This is a genomic window from Spirillospora sp. NPDC000708, assembly GCF_040299565.1.
Lineage (GTDB): Bacteria > Actinomycetota > Actinomycetes > Streptosporangiales > Streptosporangiaceae > Spirillospora.
In genome coordinates this window covers 28,671-47,629 of record NZ_JBEPCJ010000086.1, presented here as the reverse complement: position 1 = coordinate 47,629, position 18,959 = coordinate 28,671, and the positions used below count along the sequence as shown (strand labels likewise).

At 72.5% G+C, this 18,959-nt stretch carries 14 protein-coding genes; 7 read left to right on the top strand and 7 right to left on the bottom strand.

All coding sequences use genetic code 11. The features are described from left to right. Nucleotides 1–435 precede the first annotated feature (435 nt). The 4 genes from ABT299_RS40960 (at nt 436) to ABT299_RS40945 (ending at nt 3,903) form a co-directional block, all read left to right on the top strand. Nucleotides 436–1,253 (top strand): IS5 family transposase gene (locus tag ABT299_RS40960; RefSeq protein WP_500254045.1). Its coding sequence is split into 2 segments (ribosomal slippage): nt 436–783 and nt 786–1,253, totalling 816 coding nucleotides; the frame shifts between segments, so codons are not numbered across the junction. Nucleotides 1,254–1,290: 37 nt separating this feature from the next. Next, the gene (locus ABT299_RS40955) at nt 1,291–1,902 is read left to right on the top strand and encodes a histidine phosphatase family protein (RefSeq protein ID WP_500254044.1); all 612 of its coding nucleotides are present in this window, start codon (nt 1,291–1,293) and stop codon (nt 1,900–1,902) included. A 176-nt stretch (nt 1,903–2,078) separates the two neighbouring features. Next, nucleotides 2,079–2,948, top strand: coding sequence for an LLM class F420-dependent oxidoreductase (locus ABT299_RS40950; RefSeq protein WP_190856149.1), 870 nt, complete (start codon nt 2,079–2,081; stop codon nt 2,946–2,948). A 100-nt stretch (nt 2,949–3,048) separates the two neighbouring features. Further along, nucleotides 3,049–3,903: an isocitrate lyase/PEP mutase family protein gene (locus ABT299_RS40945; protein WP_500254043.1), complete on the top strand. Its 855-nt coding sequence runs from the start codon at nt 3,049–3,051 to the stop codon at nt 3,901–3,903. Nucleotides 3,904–4,091: 188 nt separating this feature from the next. Here ABT299_RS40945 and ABT299_RS40940 read toward each other — a convergent pair whose 3' ends face one another. The 6 genes from ABT299_RS40940 to ppdK all read right to left on the bottom strand — a co-directional run bounded on the left by ABT299_RS40940 (nt 4,092) and on the right by ppdK (nt 12,353). Next, complete coding sequence (locus tag ABT299_RS40940) at nt 4,092–4,544, bottom strand: GtrA family protein (RefSeq protein WP_194736767.1); 453 nt, start codon at nt 4,542–4,544, stop codon at nt 4,092–4,094. Between the two features lie 113 nt (nt 4,545–4,657). Further along, a complete protein-coding gene (locus ABT299_RS40935) occupies nt 4,658–5,878 on the bottom strand; it encodes an MFS transporter (protein ID WP_500254042.1) in 1,221 nt (406 codons plus the stop codon). Nucleotides 5,879–5,949: 71 nt separating this feature from the next. After that, nucleotides 5,950–7,179 carry an NAD(P)/FAD-dependent oxidoreductase gene (locus ABT299_RS40930; protein ID WP_500254041.1) on the bottom strand — a complete coding sequence of 410 codons (1,230 nt, stop codon included), beginning with the start codon at nt 7,177–7,179 and terminating at the stop codon, nt 5,950–5,952. A gap of 130 nt (nt 7,180–7,309) precedes the next feature. Next, nucleotides 7,310–8,605 carry a deoxyguanosinetriphosphate triphosphohydrolase gene (locus tag ABT299_RS40925; protein ID WP_500254040.1) on the bottom strand — a complete coding sequence of 432 codons (1,296 nt, stop codon included), beginning with the start codon at nt 8,603–8,605 and terminating at the stop codon, nt 7,310–7,312. A gap of 106 nt (nt 8,606–8,711) precedes the next feature. Continuing rightward, nucleotides 8,712–9,518 (bottom strand): YdcF family protein, encoded by an 807-nt coding sequence (locus tag ABT299_RS40920; RefSeq protein WP_190856155.1) that lies wholly within the window; start codon nt 9,516–9,518, stop codon nt 8,712–8,714. A 138-nt stretch (nt 9,519–9,656) separates the two neighbouring features. After that, nucleotides 9,657–12,353 carry a pyruvate, phosphate dikinase gene (gene ppdK, locus ABT299_RS40915; RefSeq protein WP_190856156.1) on the bottom strand — a complete coding sequence of 899 codons (2,697 nt, stop codon included), beginning with the start codon at nt 12,351–12,353 and terminating at the stop codon, nt 9,657–9,659. Nucleotides 12,354–12,691: 338 nt separating this feature from the next. On the opposite strand from ppdK, the gene ABT299_RS40910 reads away from it, so the two are divergent. Continuing rightward, a complete protein-coding gene (locus ABT299_RS40910; protein ID WP_347256655.1) occupies nt 12,692–14,578 on the top strand; it encodes a glycoside hydrolase family 15 protein in 1,887 nt (628 codons plus the stop codon). 102 nt (nt 14,579–14,680) lie between these two features. On the opposite strand, the gene ABT299_RS40905 is transcribed toward ABT299_RS40910, so the two are convergent. After that, nucleotides 14,681–16,447 (bottom strand): bifunctional metallophosphatase/5'-nucleotidase, encoded by a 1,767-nt coding sequence (locus ABT299_RS40905; protein ID WP_500254039.1) that lies wholly within the window; start codon nt 16,445–16,447, stop codon nt 14,681–14,683. A gap of 178 nt (nt 16,448–16,625) precedes the next feature. Between ABT299_RS40905 and ABT299_RS40900 the strand changes: the two genes are divergently transcribed. Together ABT299_RS40900 and ABT299_RS40895 are read left to right on the top strand one after the other, a co-directional pair. Then, on the top strand, nt 16,626–17,777 hold the full coding sequence (locus ABT299_RS40900; RefSeq protein ID WP_500254047.1) for a DUF4190 domain-containing protein: 1,152 nt from the start codon (nt 16,626–16,628) through the stop codon (nt 17,775–17,777). Further along, a complete protein-coding gene (locus tag ABT299_RS40895) occupies nt 17,774–18,922 on the top strand; it encodes a DUF4190 domain-containing protein (protein WP_500254038.1) in 1,149 nt (382 codons plus the stop codon). The genes ABT299_RS40900 and ABT299_RS40895 overlap by 4 nt, the downstream gene beginning before the upstream one ends. Nucleotides 18,923–18,959: the final 37 nt, after the last annotated feature.

Sequence of the window (18,959 nt, the reverse complement as noted above, 5' to 3'; positions counted from 1 at the left end):
AGCGACGCCGAAGGCGCCCTTGACTTTGGAGGGGCGGCCCCGTACGCAAGCGCCACCCCACCACCCGAACACCCCATCTCCCCATTCAAGAACCCACCTCGCACCACCGCCCCAACACCCCATCGCTCCGTCTCCCGAACACCCTCCATCTCCCATATCCACATCTCCCGAACATCCACAAAGAACACCTGAACTAAAATTCAGCGATCACCCGAAGCCGCACCTTAAATACCGCCAATCACCTCCAAGACCAAAGGCTCTGCAACCCGAGCACCGCGGCACCCGCGCCCTGGTTTCGACCACAGCACACCAGCTAGAAGCCCCTACCGCACCACCACCCCTCACCCCACACTCCCCGCCCCGGCCACCGATCCCGACCACACTTAGAGCGTGTCTCACGTGGGTTGCGGGTGTCCTGCGGGATAATGCGGGATCGTGTCGTCGGATCTTGCGTTGCGGCTGGTGCCGGATGAGTTGTGGGAGCTTGCCGAGCCGCTGATCCCTGTGTTCAGGCCACGGCGGCAGGGTGGCGGGACGGCGGCGGTGGATGACCGGGCGGTGTTCACCGCGATCGTGTACGTGCTGACCAGCGGGTGTGCGTGGCGGCATCTGCCGGCGGAGTTCGGCGTCAGTGTGCCGACCGCGCATCGCCGTTTCACCGCCTGGACGCGGGCGGGGTTGTGGCCGCGGCTGCACCACGCGGTGCTGGACGAGCTGGGGGTGCGGGGTCAGGTGGACTGGGCGTCGGCGATCGTGGACGCCGCGGCCGTCCGCGCGAAAAGGGGGGCACGCTGACGGGCCGCAATCCGGTCGATCGGGGCAAGAAGGGCAGCAAGCTCCACGTACTGTCCGATGCCGCCGGGTTGCCGTTGGTGGTCGCGGTGTCGGCGGCCAACGTCCACGACAGTCAGGCCCTCAAGCCGCTGCTGATGGCGTTGCCGGCGATCCGGTCGCACCGTGGCCCGCGTCGGCGGCGGCCGGTGAAGATGCGCGCCGACAAGGCGTACCACTCCGCCGAGCACCGAACCTGGCTGCGGCGACGCGGACTCGTGCCGCGGATCGCCCGGCCCGGCATCGAGTCCGGCGAGCGCCTCGGCCGACACCGCTGGGTGATCGAACGGACGCTGGCCTGGCTGTTCGGCTACCGGCGCCTGACCATCCGCTACGAACGCCACGGCCACCTGTTCAACGCCTTTCTCGTCCTCGCCGCCGCCATCACCTGCTACAAGAAGCTCACCAAACAGCCCACATGAGACAAGCTCTTAATCCAAACCCGAATACCATTCCCCCATGGACGGCGTCTTGGAACTGATCTGCCTTCGGCATGCGGAGTCTGAGAACGTCGTCGCGGGCCTCGCCGGAGCGTTGCCGAACGCGCCGCTGACGGCGCGCGGGCGCGTGCAGGCCGCCGCGATGGCACGCGCACTGACGCCGATCGCACACGTCTACGCGAGCACGGCCGAGCGCACATGGCAGACGGCGGAGGCGATCACCCGTGCCCAAGGCGTGGCGGTCACTGCGATGCCCGAGCTCGTTGAGGTGGGGATCGGCGGTCTGGAAGGCAGAACGGATCCGGCGACACGGGCGCGGACTGCGGCGGTGCTGCGCTCATGGGTGATGGACGGGGATCTGGACGCTAGGGTCGGCGACGGCGAGACGGGCCGTGCGGTGGTCGCGCGGATCAGGGAGGCGTTCGAGACGATCGCGGGCGCGCACCGGGGCGGCGGCTCGGTCGCCGTTGTCGGGCATGTGGCGAGCCTCACCGCAGGGGTGAGCGTGCTGTGCGGGCTCGGCTCGGCGGTGTGGGGCTCGCCGCTGCCGCATGCCGTCCCGTTCCGGGTTCTCCTCGATGCCCGGGGCTGGCGCTGTGTCACCTGGCCGGGAGCCTCACCCGGGCCCTGATCATCACAAGTGCCGGGTCAGAGGCAGCGGAAGCACAGAGCGGGAGGCCGCGACTGCCCTCATGCCGGTTGGGTATGCAGCGAACACCGGACTTGACCTGGAGCGCGCTCCAGGTCGCAGAGTCATTGGCAGGCATCACGCCGGCATGAGCAATCGACGAACGCGAGGAAACCGCTATGCGCATCGGACTCCAGGTGCCCAGCTTCACCTTTCCCGGCGGGCCGGAGCAGATCGGCCCGACGTTCGCCCGCATCGCGAAGGAGGCGGACCAGGGCGGTCTGCACTCGCTGTGGGTGATGGACCACTTCTTCCAGATCAACATGGTGGGCCCGGCGGACGACCCGATGCTGGAGGGCTACACGGCGCTCGCCTACGCGGCGGCGCTGACGGAGCGGATCACGCTCGGCACGCTGGTCACCGGCGTGACGTACCGGCACCCCGGCATCCTGGTGAAGACGGTGACGACGCTGGACGTCCTGTCCGGCGGGCGGGCCTGGCTCGGCATCGGCGCGGCCTGGAACGAGGAGGAGTCGCGCGGGCTCGGCGTGCGGTTCCCGCCGACGGCGGAGCGGTTCGAGCGGCTGGAGGAGACGCTGCGGATCGCGCACCAGATGTGGGACGGCGACGAGTCGGCGTTCCAGGGCGAGCACTACCAGCTGGAGCGTCCGCTGAACTCGCCGCAGTCGCTGCGGCGGCCGCATCCGCGGATCCTGATCGGCGGCACGGGCGAGAAGAAGACGCTGCGGTTCGTCGCGAAGTACGCGGACGCCTGCAACATCTTCGACGGCGACGAGCTGCCCCGGAAGCTGGAGGTGCTGCGCGAGCACTGCGAGCGGGAGGGCCGCGACTACGCCGAGATCGAGAAGACGTCGCTGACCTTCTTCACCGGGACGCCGTCGGTCGGCGCGGCGGTCGACACGGTCGGGCGGCTCGCCGAGCAGGGCGTGGACGAGGTGATCTTCTCGCAGGGCACGGGCCAGGACCTGACGGGCATCCTCGCGGAGGCCCTCGCGCAGACGGAGAAGATCGTCCCGGCGGGGCGCTGAACCGAGAGAGCCCCGCTCAGCGCCGGGATGGACCGGCTCAGTCGGATGGCCCGGAATTGGCTCTTCTGCTGGGCCGGTCCGCCGACCTAGGTTCGGCGGCATGACGGCGACCCGAGACACGACGATCAATGAGAAGGCGCGGCTGTTCCGCTCGTACCACGAGGGGCTGCTGGTCCTGCCGAACGCCTGGGACGCGTGCAGCGCGGTGATGATCGAGCGGGCCGGGGCGGCCGCGATCGGGACGTCCAGCGCGGCGGTCTCCTGGGCGCTCGGCAGGCCGGACGGCGAGCATGTCGGCCGCGACGCGATGGCGGCGGCGGTACACCGCATCGCGGGCGCGGTCGGCGTTCCGGTCTCCGCGGACGTCGAGGGCGGGTACGGTCCCGGCGCGGGCGATGTGGCGGCGACGGTCGAGGCGGTGGTGGACGCGGGCGCGGCCGGGATCAACCTGGAGGATTCGCCGGGTCCGGCGGGCAGCCCGCTGCACCCGCCCGGCGCGCAGGCGGAGCGGATCGCGGCGGCCCGTGCGGCCGCGGCGGGTGCGGGCGTGCCCGACCTGGTGGTGAACGCGCGCACCGATGTCTTCTTCCACCAGGTCGGCGACCCGGCGGGGCGGCTGGACGAGGTGATCGCGCGGGCGGGCCGGTACGCGGAGGCGGGCGCGGACTGCCTGTTCGTCCCGGGACTTCTGGACCTCGGCCTGCTGCGGACGCTGACGGCCGCGGTCCCGATCCCGGTCAACGCGGGGTCGTTCTTCGCGGGCGGCCCGACGGTGGCGATGCTGGCGGAGGCGGGCGTCCGGCGCGTCAGCGTGGGAACGGCGCTGGCGGGCGCGGCCTACACGGCGGTGCTGCGGGCGGCCGAGGCGTTCCTGCGGGACGGCGATCTGGATGCGACCGCCGGCAGCGTCTCGCCCCTCGAACTGGACGGCGCGATGCGCCGCACCGTCGGCTGACGGCGGAACAAGCCGCCCACCAGCCGGCGGCTGGCTTCTCGGGCTCAGGACGGGGCGGACCGCGACGCCTCACACGTCCAGAGCATCGCCCATAGGCTGCCCCGCCGGGTTGCGGAGCGAGCAAGCCCGGCTTCCCGTTGACCTCGGCGGGGGCGGAGGCGAGTGCGGCGACGGTGATCGGGGCCGGGTCAGGCGGCCGCCGTGGTGAAGACCCACTTCTTGTACGACCAGTAGCGGAACGCCGAGCCGAGCACCACGCCCGCGAGGAGGCCGAGGTTGTAGGCGATGCCGCCGTGCAGCCCGAGCGAGTAGTAGGTGAAGCCGGTGCACAGGATCTGGATCCCGAGGCCGACGCCGTTCAGCGCGAAGAAGATCGCGAACTCGCGGCCGGAGCCGTCGCTGTCGCGGTGCCGGAACGTCCAGTAGCGGTTGAGCAGGTAGGAGCTCAGTGTGGACACGACGGTCGGCACGGCGACGCTGGTCACAGGGCTGCCGCCGAGCCAGGCGCGCATCAGGTTGGCGCCGAAGATCATGATGAGGGTGCCGACGAACCCGACGAGTCCGAAGCTGAGCAGCTCGCGGAGGAACGCCCGGTACGCGGGTGCGGACGAGACCGTTTTCGCCGGTCTCGACCGCTGCATGGTGCTCACTCGCCCAGACCTTACCTGAACGGTACATATAACGACGTCACAACCCGGCCAAATCGGCCCGCCCCCATCCGGCCCGCACCGGGCCTGGGCGCGGGATGGGGCGCTCAGCGCTCGGCGGTGGCGGTGGCCGGGGCCAGCAGGACGATCAGCCCCGCGAGCGCGGCCGGGACGGCCAGCGCCCACGCGAGCCCGACGCCCTGCGCGACGAATCCGATGACGGGCGGGCCGCCGAGCAGGCCGAGGTAGCCGACGCCGGTGACCCGGGAGATCCCGGCGGCGGCCGGGACGCCGGGGACGTTCCCGGCGGCGCTGAACGTGACGGGCGCCACGACGGCGACGCCGAGGCCGAAGAGCGTGAAACCGGACACGGCGGCCACCGGGTGCGCGAGCAGCAGCCCGAGGGCGAGCCCGGCCGCCGCGACCAGCGAGCCGGTCCGGAGCACGGTGACGGGGCCGAAGCGGGCGACGACGCGGTCGCCGGCGAGCCGGCCGGCGGTCATCGCGATCGCGCATCCGGCGTAGCCGAGCCCGGCCGCGCCGGGTCCGGTGCCGAGGCTCTCTCGCAGGTAGATGGCGCTCCAGTCGGCCATGGCGCCCTCGCCGACGAACGAGCAGAGCCCGATGACGCCGAGCATGATCAGCGGCCGGCGGGCGGCGCGGGCGGCCGCGGACCCGCGCCGCTTGGAGCCCGCCCCGTCCGGCGCTCCGGAGGCGCCGTCGAGGGCGGGGGCCACCGGGTCCGGGAGCGCATCGATGGAACGGTCCAGAAGGTCGCGGCAGCCGACCAGGAGCAGCAGCACCAGCACCGCCGCCGCGATCGTCAGATGCACCGCCACCGGGACGCCCGCGTGCGCCGCGGCGGATCCGACCAGCGCCGACAGCAGCGTCCCGATGCTGTACGCGCCGTGCAGGCCGGACATCAGCGGGCGCCCGTAGCCGCGCTCGACGGCGACGCCCTGGGCGTTCATCGCCACGTCCATCAGGCCGAGCGAGCCGCCCATCAGCACCAGGGAGCAGATCAGCGATCCGAGGTTCCACGACAGCCCCAGCGGGACGAGCGACAGCGCGCCCACCGCCCCGGCGGCGATCGTCGTGGCGCGGCTGCCCCAGCGGTGCACGATCCGGCCGGCGAACCGGACCGCCGCGACCACGCCGACCGGCGCGCCGAGCAACGCGACGCCCATCGTGCCCGCGCCGAGCCCGAGATGCTCCTTGATCTGCGGGATCCGCGCCACCCAAGCCGCGCCGAGCAGGCCGTGCGCCACGAACGCCACCGTCACCGCCAGGCGCGCCCGCACCGGCGCGGCGATCTCCTCCGTCACCACCCAGCCGACTGTACGTGCCTTACGCTCCGGCTCGATACGGCCGATCGGTGACAAAGATCGGAGGCGGGGGGTCAGGCCGCGAGGTCGGCGAGCGGCACCGCCGGGTCGGCCAGCCGGGCCCGGTCGACCTGGCGCCCGGAGCGGATCAGCGCCTGGACGTCCCCGGTCACGTCCCACACGTTGACGTTCATCCCGCCGACGACCCGGCCCTCGTGCAGCCAGAACGCGATGAACTCGCGGGCCGCGACGTCGCCGCGGTAGACGACCTCGTCGTACTCCCCCGGCGCGGCGACGCCCGACATCTCCATGCCGAGGTCGTACTGGTCGCTGAAGAAGTACGGGACGCGGTCGTACACGACGTCCCGGCCGAGCATGGCGCGCGCCGCGGCGGGCCCGCCGTTCAGCGCGTTCGCCCAGTGCTCCACCCGGATCCGGCGGCCGAGCAGCGGGTTGTAGGCGTTGGCGACGTCGCCCGCGGCGTAGACGTCGGGGTCGGAGGTGCGCAGCGACTGGTCGACGAGGATCCCGTCGGAGACCTCCAGGCCCGCCTTCTCGGCGAGCCGCGCGTTCGGCCGGACGCCGATGCCGACGACGACCACGTCCGCGGGCACCTCGGCGCCGCCGGAGGTGACCACGGCCGACACCTGCCCGGCGCCCCAGAACCCCGCGACGCCCTGGTCGAGCCGGACGTCGACGCCGTGCTCGTGGTGCAGGTCGGCGAACAGGCGGCCGAGTTCGGGACCGAGCGCGGCGTGCAGCGGCGCCGGCTCCGGTTCGATGATCGTGACCTCGTTGCCGTAGGCGCGGGCGGCGGCGGCCGTCTCCAGCCCGATCCAGCCGGCCCCGGCGACGACGACGCGCCGGCCGCCGTGCGCGAGCGCCTGCTTCAGCGCCGCCGAGTCGGCCATGGTGCGCAGGTAGTGGATGCCCTGGAGCTTGGAGCCGGGGACCTCCAGGCGGCGGGGGGACGCGCCGGTCGCGAGGAGCAGCCGGGTGTAGCGGATGGGTTCCTTGGTCGACAGCCGCACCTCGTGGGCGGCCCGGTCGATCGCCGTGACCGAGACGCCGACGCGCAGTTCGACGTCGTGCTTGTCGTACCAGTCCGCCTCGTGGACATGCGCCTTCTCGCGGGGCTCCTTGTCGAGCAGGAACCCCTTGGACAGCGGCGGGCGCTCGTACGGCCGCTCGATCTCCTCGCCGATCAGCAGCACGCGGCCCGCGAAGCCCTCCTCGCGGAGCGTCTCCGCCGCCTTGGCTCCGGCAAGGCCGGCACCGACGATGACGAACGTCTCCTCGGGCATGGCGACCTCCTGTAGATGACTTGTAGCTATCCCTACAGCGGCCTCCGTAACGAGACAAGGGCCATCGTTCGGCGCGTCGGGGCGGAATGCACGCGCCCGTGCCCGCCCTGTGCGGGCGGCTGCGGTGCGGCTAGTGCGGGCGGCCGCCGAGGAGGCGGTGCCGCGCCATCGCCGACAGGTCGGTGAGGGAGGCGATCTGGTCGACGACGGCGCGCAGCCGGGCCGCGTCGTCGTCGGCGTCCACGAACGCCTCGCGGAACCCGGGGTCGAGGGAGGCGGGCGCGCCGGCGAGCATCATCTCCGCCAGCTCGGTGATCAGGGTGCGCTGGCGGGCCCTGACCTCCTCGTGGCTGATCCACACGTAGTGCGCCGTGATGCCCTTGAGCAGCGCGTTCTCCAGCCGCTGCTCGCGCGGCACGATCAGCTCGGCGGCGTACCGGGTGAGCGGCCGGTCGCCGTGGGCGGCGCGGGTGGCGGACTCGGCGGCCAGGCAGAACCGCCCGATGAGCGTGCTCGTGAGGTTCTTGAGCGCGGCGAGGCTGCGCGGCGTGCCGTCGTAGCGGTCCGGCCAGTACGGCTCGGCGAGCAGCGCTGCGAACCGCTCCTCCAGCTCGTTCATGTCGGCGTCGGCGCAGTACAGCTTGGCGGCGGTGGCGGCGACGAGGCGGCGCTCGGCGGGGTCGGCGAGCAGCGCGAAGTCGACGTGCCCGGCGACGAGCGCGTCCTCCAGGTCGTGGACGGAGTAGGCGACGTCGTCGCTCCAGTCCATGACCTGGGCCTCGAAGCAGGTCCGGCCGGGCGGGGCGTCCTCGCGGACCCAGCGGGCGACGGCCACGTCGTCGGCGTACACGCCGAACTTGCCGTTGACGGCGTCCTCCTGCGTCCACGGGTACTTCATCGCCGCGTCGAGGGCCGCGCGGGTCAGGTTGAGGCCGACGCTGCGGCCGTACAGGGGCGGGCCCTCCGGGGCGAACGACTTCGGCTCCAGCCGGGTCAGGACGCGCAGGCTCTGCGCGTTGCCCTCGAAGCCGCCGCAGTCGCGGGCGACGACGTCCAGCGCGGACTCGCCGTTGTGGCCGAACGGCGGGTGCCCGATGTCGTGCGACAGGCACGCCGCCTCGACCAGGTCGGGGTCGCAGCCGAGGGACTTGCCGAGCTCTCGCCCGACCTGGGCGCACTCCAGCGAGTGGGTGAGCCGGGTGCGCAGGCTCTGCACGGTGTCGGCCGCGGCGTCCGCGCCCGGCGAGGCGACCTGGGTCTTGGCGGCGAGCCGGCGGAGCGCGGCGCTGTGCAGCACCCGGGCGCGGTCGCGTTCGAAGGCCGTGCGGTCGCGGCGCTTGGGGGGCTCGGGCGCCCAGCGCAGCCTGTCGGTGCCGGAGTATCCGGACCCTTCCGAGCGTCCGGTGCGTGACGGATTCTGGGTCATGTGCTTCCAGGGTAAGCGGGCAAAGGGAAAGTAAGCGGGCGGAGGGTCCCCGGGTTTCGGCGGCGCCCCGCGCGGGCGGCGCCCGGTCCCGTGGCGGCGCGGCGGCTCAGCGGGTCGGCGTGCCCCCGGGGGTCCCGCCGGGCGGCGCGCCGGGCGACACCGTCGCGGTCGGATCACCGTGGATGATCTTGATGGTCTCGCTCGGCGTCTTCACGCTCTTGCCGAGCAGCACGTACGACAGGTACCCGCCGGTCTCCCGCACGATGTAGTGGAACTGGGTGTCGCGGGTCTGCACGCTCGGGCCGCTGCGGGTCGGCGACGCGGCCGCCTTGATGCCGCTGTCCTCGGCCATCCGCTTGGAGCGCAGCGCGTGCGGCGGGTCCGTGACGATCACGCCGGACGTCCAGTGCCGCGCCTTGTAGACCTTCCCGACCGCCTTCATGCTCTGCAGCGTGTCGCGCCCGTCCGGCACCGCGACGACCTTGGACGCGGGCACACCGCCCTTCTCGATCAGCCACCGGCGCCCGGACTCGGCCTCGGTGTAGTTGTCGCCGGGCGCCCGGCCGCCGACGGTGACGATCGCGGGCGCGACCTTGTCGCGGTACAGGTCGAGGGCGTGCTGCAGGCGCCACCGCAGCGTCGGGGACGGCACCCCGTTGTACTGCGCGGCGCCGAGCACGATGATCGCGTCCGAGCGGGGCCGCTCGTCCTGCCGGGCCTGGTACCAGACGCGGGCGCCGACGGTCAGCGGGGTCAGCACGGCGATGGCGAGGAGGCTGCACAGCACGGTCACCGGGACGGTGAACCAGAGCGGCCGCGGGCGCCGTCCGCGCCTCTTGCGGCCGCGCGGGCGCTCACCGGTCTCCTCGGGCTCGTCCGGGTCGTGGTCCGGCAACTCGACTTCCAACGTCATCGCTCTGGACACGTTAGTGAGATGGCCCGGCGGGCGCCGGAGGTTCGCAGGTCCGGCGTGTTGCACGCCCCACATTTCCCGTTCCGGACGCCCGGTTCCGGGCGGCCGCCCCGCGCGGGGACGGCCGCCCGGCCGGGATCAGCGGCTGTCGCTGCCTCCGGCACCGGCCGCCTCGATCGCGGCGCGGCCCGCCTCGAGCCGCGCCACCGGTACCCGGAACGGCGAGCAGGACACGTAGTCCAGGCCGACCTCGTGGCAGAAGTGCACCGAGTCGGGGTCGCCGCCGTGCTCGCCGCAGATGCCGAGCTTGATCCCCGGACGGGCCTTGCGGCCCTCCTCGGCGGCGATCCGGACGAGCCGCCCGACGCCCTCCCGGTCGAGGGTCTCGAACGGCGACACCCCGAAGATCCCGAGTTCGAGGTAGCGGGAGAAGAACGCCGCCTCGACGTCGTCGCGGGAGAAGCCCCACGTCGTCTGGGTGAGGTCATTGGTGCCGAAGGAGAAGAACTCGGCGGCCTCGGCGATCTGCCCGGCGGTCAGCGCCGCCCGCGGCAGCTCGATCATGGTGCCGACCAGCGCCGGGACGTCCACGCCGGTGGACTCGCGCACCTCGTCGAGGATGCCGCGCGCCTCGTCGCGGACGGCCTCCAGCTCCTGCACCGCGCCGACGAGCGGGATCATGATCTCCGGGCGGGGGTCCCCGCCGGCGGCCCGGCGGGCCGCGGCGGCCTCGGCGATCGCGCGCACCTGCATCGCGAAGAGCCCCGGAATCACCAAACCCAGCCGCACGCCGCGCAACCCCAACATAGGGTTCTGCTCGTGCAGTCGGGTGACTGCCTCGAGCAGTCTCCGGTCCCTGGGGTCGGCGCCGTCGCCGGCGAGGGCGACCCTGACCGACAGCTCGGTGAGGTCGGGGAGGAACTCGTGCAGCGGCGGGTCGATGAGCCGGATCGTGACCGGCAGCCCGTCCATGGCCGCGAAGATGCCCTCGAAGTCCTGCTTCTGCAGCGGCTCCAGGGCGTCCAGCGCGGCCTGCCGCTCCTCGCCGCCCTCGGCGAGGATCAGTTCCTCGACGAGCCGCCGCCGGTCGCCGAGGAACATGTGCTCGGTGCGGCACAGCCCGATCCCCCGCGCGCCGAACCGGCGGGCCCGCGCGGCGTCCTCGGGGTTGTCGGCGTTGGCGCGCACCGCCATCGCCGCCTTCGCGTCGGCGTGCTCCATGACGCGGTCCACCGCGACGACCAGCTCGTCGCCGTCCGCGGCGGACAGCTCGCCCTCGAAGTACCGGACGACCGGGGAGTCCTCGACCGGGACCTCGCCGAGGTAGACGTCGCCGGACGACCCGTCGATCGAGATGACGTCGCCCTCGCGGACGGTGACGCCGCCGGGCGCGGTGAACGACCCGGCCTTGACGTCGACGTCGAGCTCCTCGGCGCCGCACACGCAGGTCTTGCCCATGCCGCGGGCGACGACGGCGGCGTGCGAGGTCTTGCCGCCGCGCGAGGTCAGCACGCCCTTGGCGGCGACCATGCCGGACAGGTCGTCGGGGTTGGTCTCGCGGCGGACGAGGATGACGTCCTCGCCCCGCTCGGCCCACTCGACGGCCCGCTCGGAGGTGAACACGGCCTTGCCGACGGCGGCGCCGGGCGAGGCGTTCATCCCCTTGGTGATCTTCTTGACGCCGTCGACCCTGCTGGCGAACCGGGGGAACATCAGCTGCGCGAGCTGGTCGCCGGTCACCCGGCGGGCCGCCTCGTCGGCGTCGATGAGCCCCTGGTCGAGCAGCTGGCAGGCGATCCGGAACGCGGCGGCGGCGGTCCGCTTGCCGACCCGGGTCTGCAGCATCCACAGCTTCCCGCGCTCGATCGTGAACTCGATGTCGCACATGTCGCGGTAGTGGTTCTCGAGCGTCTCCATGATCTCGAGAAGCCGGTCGTAGGACGCCTTGTCGATCCGCTCCAGCTCCGTCAGCGGGACGGTGTTGCGGATGCCGGCGACGACGTCCTCGCCCTGCGCGTTCTGCAGGTAGTCGCCGTAGATGCCCTGGTGCCCGGACGCGGGGTCGCGGGTGAAGGCGACGCCGGTCCCCGAGTCCATCCCCATGTTGCCGAAGACCATCGAGCAGATGTTGACGGCGGTGCCGAGGTCGACGGGGATGCGCTCCTGGCGGCGGTACAGGATCGCGCGGGGGGCGTTCCAGGACTCGAACACCGCCTGGGTGGCGAGGTCCATCTGCTCGCGCGGGTCGGTCGGGAACTCCCGCCCGGCCCGCTCGCGGACGATCGTCTTGAACCGGTCCACCAGCTCCTTGAAGTCGTCGGCGGTGAGGTCCACGTCGTCCTCGGTGCCGCGGGCCCGCTTGACGTCCTCGACGGCGTCCTCGAACAGGTCGCCGTCCACGTCCAGGACCGTCTTGCCGAACATCTGGATCAGCCGGCGGTAGGAGTCCCACGCGAACCGCTCGTCGCCGGCCTGGGCGGCGAGGCCGTGCACGGACTCGTCGTTGAGACCGACGTTCAGGACGGTCTCCATCATCCCGGGCATGCTGAACTTGGCTCCCGAGCGCACGCTGACCAGCAGCGGGTCCTCGGGCTGGCCGAGCTTCTTGCCCATCGCCTTCTCCAGGGCGGCGAGGTGGGCGTTCACCTCCTCCGCCAGTCCCTCGGGCAGGGTCCCGTGCTCAAGGTAATGCCGGCAGGCCTCCGCGGTGATCGTGAACCCGGGGGGCACGGGCAGGCCGAGGTTGGTCATCTCGGCCAGGTTGGCGCCCTTGCCGCCCAGCAGATCCTTGAGGTCCTTGTTTCCCTCGGTGAAGTCGTACACGAACTTCGGCACGGGGAGCTCCTTCTCGCTCCGGTTCCACCCAGTGACAGTTCCGGACCCCCGCGCCGGAGAGCGCGCGCCGTCGCGTTCTCCCAGGCGGCGGGTCCGCTGCCCTGTTTGCCGGGACTGTACCCGCGGATGACCCGGTCTCCCGGCACCCCATGCGCGGAGCGACGTTTCCGCAGCTCAGAGGCCGTTTAATGGTCTATTCCAAGTGGTCTATTCCAGTACCGGGAGGGCCACGCCGCCCATGAGGCCGCACACCGCGCGCCCGGCGCCGGGGAAACATCCCGCGCTCCTGGCGCACCCATTGCTCTGGAGAGGGAATGATGGATCAAGGAGGTGAGGCTGTGAGGCCGAAGGTCGCCGGCGGCCGGGCAGGAGACCCGTTCGCCCCGATCGCCGATTTCGGGTTCCTGTCCGACTGCGAGACGACCGCGCTCGTCGCGCCGAGCGGGAACATCGAGTGGATGTGCCTGCCGAAGATGGACTCGCCCAGCGTGTTCGGGTCGATCCTGGACCGGGACGCCGGGTACTTCCGGGTCGGCCCCGCGGGCGTGGAGGTGCCCGCCGCGCAGCGCTACATCCCCGGCACGATGGTGATGGAGACCACCTGGTGGGTGCACGGGGGCTGGCTCGTGGTCACCGACGCGCTGCTCATGGGGCCGTGGCACCACGAGACGGAGCGGTCCCACACGCACCGCCGCGCCCCCACCGACTACGACGCCGACCACGTCCTGCTGCGGATGGTGCGGTGCGTGAACGGCCAGGTCCAGGCGCGGCTCGACTGCATGCCGGTCTTCGACTACGGCCAGACCCCGGCCCGCTGGGAGCACACCGGCTCCGGGTACCACGAGGCCGTCGCGCGCGGGAACGGCGTCGGGCTGCGCCTGACCACCGACATGAACGTGGGCTTCGAGGGGTCGCTCGCCACGGCCCGGACGCTGCTGAAGCAGGGCGAGTCCCGGTTCGTCGCGCTGTCGTGGAGCGAGCACGCGGCGCCGTCGTCGTGGGAGGAGGCGCAGGAGCGGCTCGTCTGGACCGTCCACCACTGGCAGCACTGGCTGGACCGCGGCCGGTTCCCCGACCACCCGTGGCGCAGCCACCTGCAGCGCAGCGCCCTCACCCTCAAGGGGCTGACGTTCGCGCCGTCGGGCGCGGTCGCGGCGGCGGCGACGACGTCGCTGCCGGAGACGCCGGGCGGCGACCGGAACTGGGACTACCGCTACACCTGGATCCGCGACTCCACCATGGCGCTGTGGGCCTTCTACACCCTCGGGTACGACTGGGAGGCCAACGACTTCTTCTACTTCATCACCGACGTCGCCGAGGCCGCCGAGGGCAAGCTGCAGATCATGTACGGGCTGGACGGCCGGGAGGAGCTGCCCGAGTCCACGCTCGAGCACCTGACCGGCTACGACAACGCCCGCCCCGTGCGCATCGGCAACGAGGCGTACATGCAGGCCCAGCACGACGTGTGGGGCGCGATCATCGGGTCGATCTACCTGTTCGTGCGCAAGCGCGACCGGCTCGACGACCGGCTCTGGAAGATCGTCGTCAAGCAGGTGGAGGACGCGCTCGCCAACTGGCGCACCCCCGACTGCGGGATGTGGGAGGTGCGCGGCGAGCCGCAGCACTTCACCTCGTCCAAGGTGTTCTGCTGGGTCGCCGCCGACCGGGGCGCGCGGCTGGCCCGGGTCCGCGGCGACAAGGAGCGGGCGGAGCGCTGGCAGGCCGCCGCCGACGAGATCCACGCCGACGTGCTGGCGAACGCGCTCGACGAGCGCGGGGTGTTCACCGCGCACTACGGGGCGACCGCGCTGGACGCGTCGGCGCTGCTGATCCCGCTGCTCGGGTTCCTGCCGGCGGACGACAAGCGGGTCCGGGAGACGGTGCTCGCCATCGCGGACGAGCTGTCCGAGGACGACCTCGTCCTGCGGTACCGGGCGACCGAGACCGACGACGGGTTCGAGTCGGAGGAGGGCACCTTCACCATCTGCTCGTTCTGGCTGGTCAGCACGCTGGTGATGATCGGTGAGCTGGAGCGGGCGCGGGCGCTGTGCGAGAAGCTGCTGTCGTACGCGAGCCCGCTGCAGCTGTACGCCGAGGAGATCGACCCGCACACCGGGCGGCATCTCGGCAACTTCCCGCAGGCGTTCACCCACCTCGCGCTCATCAACGCGGTGATGCAGGTGATCAACGCGGAGGGCGAGCAGGAGCAGCCGCCGCTGGCCTGAGCCGGCCTGACGGGGACCGAGCCGTGGCCGGGGACGCCCCCGGCCACGGCGCTTTCCGTCGCGGGTCGGCACGCCGCCCGCGGGTCGGCTCGCCGCCGCGGTTCAGCTCGCGGCCGGGGCGACCCGGTTCAGCGGCGCGGGCGTGATCGTCGGGTGCGCCTTGAGGTACGCCACGAACGCCTCGTGGTCGGGCAGGTCGTTGCGGTACGCGCCGGTGAACCCGGTGAAGGCGGTGTAGCCGTCCGCGCCGATCAGCGTGTAGGCGAGCGCCGCCAGCCGGTACCTCCCGGACGGGTCGAGCGGCTTCCCGCCGATCGTGACGTCCGCCGGGTCCACGCGGTCGCCGGCCGGCCGGGACGCGTCGTAGGAGTAGCGGACGTTCCCCGACACGGCGAACGGCGCGAACTTCGCGCCCTGCCACTGCTGCTCCAGCGCCTGATGGATCTGCTCGCCGGTCACCGTGACGGTGAGGATCGGGTTGCCGTACCCGTAGGCGTTCCACGCCTCGCCGAACGTCACCCGCCCGTCGGCGTCGCCGGCGGCGGTCCCCTTCGCGTACGGCAGGTCCCGCGCGACCGCGTTCGAGCCGGTGACGGGCTTGGTCGCGACGAGCGCGAGATCGGCGCGGCCCTTGCGGGACGTCCCGGCCGCCCAGTACTGGACGTCGGCGGCGAGGTCGCCCATCGTGCTCTCGCCGGCGCCGTTCTGCGCCCGGGTGAAGTCGCCGGTCTGCCGCGCCAGCGGCCGCGCGGCCAGCGCGTTCCCGCGCGCCGTCCAGTAGTCGGCGATCTTCTGCACCGCCGGGTCGGGCGCGATGTCGCGGGTCACCGGGTGGTTGACGGCCCTGGTCGCGCTCCGGACCACCTCGCCCCGGCCGTCCAGCCGCAGGTCGATCTCGCTGATCAGCCGGCCGTGGTTCAGGCCCTCGATCACCGGGCGGGGGTTCCCCGCCGGGTCTGCGATCGTGCAGTCGAAGCCGGCGTGCCAGTGCCCGGTGAAGATCGCGTCGATGTCCGGGGACGCCTGCTTCGCGAAGTCGATGACGGGGCCGTGCGGGTCCTTGCAGCCGTCGAAGCCCGCGCCGTCCGCCGAGCCGCCGTCGTGGACGTTCGCCACGATCGCCTTCACGCCGCGCCGCCTCAGTTCCGCCGCGTACCGGTTCGCCGTCTCCAGCAGCGGCAGCGACCGCAGGTCAGGCTGGTAGGACGTGGAGCCGGTCGGGGTGTCCGGGACGGTCAGGTCGATGAACCCGACGGGGATCCTCCGGCCGCCGTCCCCGCGCACCCACTCGATGTTGTACGGCTTGAGGATCGGCTTCCCGGTCTTCGCGCCGACGATGTTGCCGGTGTAGAAGGGGAAGTCGGCGCCCCGGAACCGGTGTCCCGTCGAGTCGGTGAAGCAGCTGTCGACGTCCACCTCCCCGAAGCAGCGGCCCTTCATCATGTGGTCCTTGAGGAACGCGGCGGAGACGTCGAGCTCGTGGTTGCCGACCGTGGAGAACCGGACGCCGAGCTTGTTGAGCACCTCGATCGTCGGCTCGTCCCGGAACGCGTCGACCTCGAACGGCCAGCCGCTGAAGTTGTCGCCGACCGAGAACAGGATCGAGTTCCGCTTCCCCTCCCGCAGCCGCTCCAGGTGCGCGGCGTTGTAGGCGGCGCCGCCGACCTTCAGGACCGTCCCGTCCGGCAGCGTCACCTGCCCGTTCGCGGCGTCGTTGGGGGGCTGCAGGTAGCCGTGGAGGTCGGTGATGGACAGCAGTTGCACGTCGACGGGGGCGGGCTGCCCGGCGTGCGCGGCGGGCACCGTCCCCGCCGTGAGGGCGGCGAGGGCGAGCGCGCCCCCGGCCAGCCGTCGGGACAATCGAGACACGAGGCACCTTCCGCCGGGTCGGACCGATCGGCAGAAGATCATCAGGGCCGGATGTCCGGCGGGCGAGGGGGAGATCATCGGGGGGTGAACGGTGCCCGAGCGCCATGATCACAACTTGGCGACGGCCGCCGGGAAAGCCCGATTTGTGACCTTGGTCGCGTACCTTCCCGCTGTGACAATGCCACCGGACGCTGACGACGTCGAGGAGACCCCCGGAGAACCGTCCGCCGCGGACGCCTGGACCCCGCCGGACACCGGCGCCGCCGCGCCTCCCCCGCCGCCGGAGCACGCCGCCGCCCCCGCGCCGCCCCTGCCCGGCCCAGCGGGCCCACCGGGCCCGCTCGGGCCGCCCGGTCCGCCGCCCGCGCCCGGCCGCCGCCGCACGAATCCGTTCGCGATCGTCGCGCTGGTCACCGGGCTCTTCGGCCTCGTCGTCTTCGCCATCGGCTTCGCCATCGCGGCGTTCGTCCAGGCGGGACGCCGTGGAGAGAAGGGCCGCGCCCTCGCCGCCGTCGGCCTCGCCGCGTCCGCCGCCTGGATCACCGCCGCCGCACTCGTCCTGGCCACGGGCGTCCTGGACAAGGCCGCCGGCGGCGGCGACGAAGCCCCGGCCGCCAAGGGCGGCAAGCCGCGCGTCACGGCCCTGCTCGCCGGCGACTGCTTCACCGGGCTCGAAGAGGACCTCAACAGCGTCTACGTGACCAAGACGCCGTGCACCCAGCCCCACGAGGGCGAGATCGGCGCCGTCGTCACGCTGCCCGACGTCCCGTACCCGGGCGACGCGGAACTCGTCACCCAGGCGACGAAGGAGTGCAAGGACAAGACGGAGTTCCTGATGAACAACCGCTACGCCGACGATCTCGAACTGCACATCGACCGCCCCCGCCGCGGCACCTGGACGAAGGGCCGCCACGAAGTCACCTGCGTCCTCCGCTATACCGGCTCCGAGAAGCTCACCGCGCCGCTGACCAGCGCGGAATGGGGAACGCGGACCTACACGCAGCTGGTCGCCGGCGACTGCATCGACGACTGGAAGGACGGCGCGCTCCTGAACCTCGTCGACTGCAAGAAGAAGCACCGCTACCAGGTCTACGCCACGTACGACATGCGCGGCGGCGGCAAGTACCCGACCGAACGGACGATCGAGGAGAAGGCCACGGTGCAGTGCGCCAAGCGCGCCGCCAAGATCTTCAAGGGTGATCCGCCCCAGCACGTCCTGCCGTGGTTCGGCTACCCCGCGAAGGAGGGCTGGCAGATGGGCGACCGCAGGATCCTGTGCATGTTCAAGGCCGCGGGCGCTCCCCTGAAACGATCGCTGATGCCGAAGTGAGCGCGGACGACGACGCCGCCCGGCCTCCGGTGAGCGGTGGGGCAGGAAGCGAGTGGGCTCCGCCTGACGCGGCGCTCGCCGAGACGGCGGCCGAGCGTGCGGCGCATGGGGCCGAAGGGGCCGGAGAGTCCCCGGCGCCGGAGACGCCGCAAACGGTGCTCCGGCGGCGGACGAACGGGTGGGCCAAGGGGGCGCTCGTCGCCGGCGTCGTCGGGCTGGCGCCCTTGGCGGTGGGGTTCGCCGTCACGGCGTTCGTGCAGACGGGGCGGCGCGGCGAGAAGGGCCGGGGAATGGCGGTCGGCGGTATCGCCGCTTCGGTGGTGTGGATCGCCGTCGGTGCCGTCGTCGCGGCGATGCTGCTCTCACCGGGCGACGGGGACTCCGGCGACGGCGGCAAGGGCCGTGCGACCGTCCTTTCCCGGCTCCAGGCCGGCGACTGCTTCGCCGGGTTCCGAGAAAGCGCGACCGACATGGCCGTCACGGCGCTGCCGTGCACGCGGCCGCATGACGGCGAGGTCGTCGCGCAGGCGGCGCTGCCGGACGACGCCGAGTATCCCGGCGACAAGAAGTTGGCGGGCGAGGCGACCAAGGTGTGCACGGACCGGCTCGCGTTCCTCGTGAAGAGCCGGTACTACGAGGACCTCGACGTCTACCTCGACAAGCCGGACCAGGCGGCCTGGAGGGCCGGGGACCGGCATGTGACGTGCGTGATGCGCTACGGCGGCGCCGGGTCGCTGGCGGCGCCGCTGGCGACCACCCTCGACCCGGCCAGGAAGACACTGCAGGAGTTCGAGGCCGGCGACTGCTTCGCCGACTGGCAGGGCGCGGACGCGGCGGCCCGCGCCGTCGCGTGCACCGAGCCGCACAAGGTGCAGGTCTATGCCGCGTTCGACCTGCCGTGGGAGGGCCTCGCCACCTCCGGCGTCTCCTGGGCCTACCCCGGCAAGAAGATCATCGACGAGAACGCCGCGCGCGGGTGCCGCAGGCGGGCGGCGAAGGCGTTCGCGGGCCACGCCCGGCCCGCCGGGGTCAGGACCGACTTCGTGGGGCCCTCGGCCAAGGCCTGGTACTTCGGCGTCCAGAAGGTGATCTGCCTCCTCCGGGCGGACAAGGGGACGCTGAAGAGGTCCGTGCTGGGCAGGTGAACGGGCCGGGGGGGCGCCCGGGGGGCGGCGGGGCCCC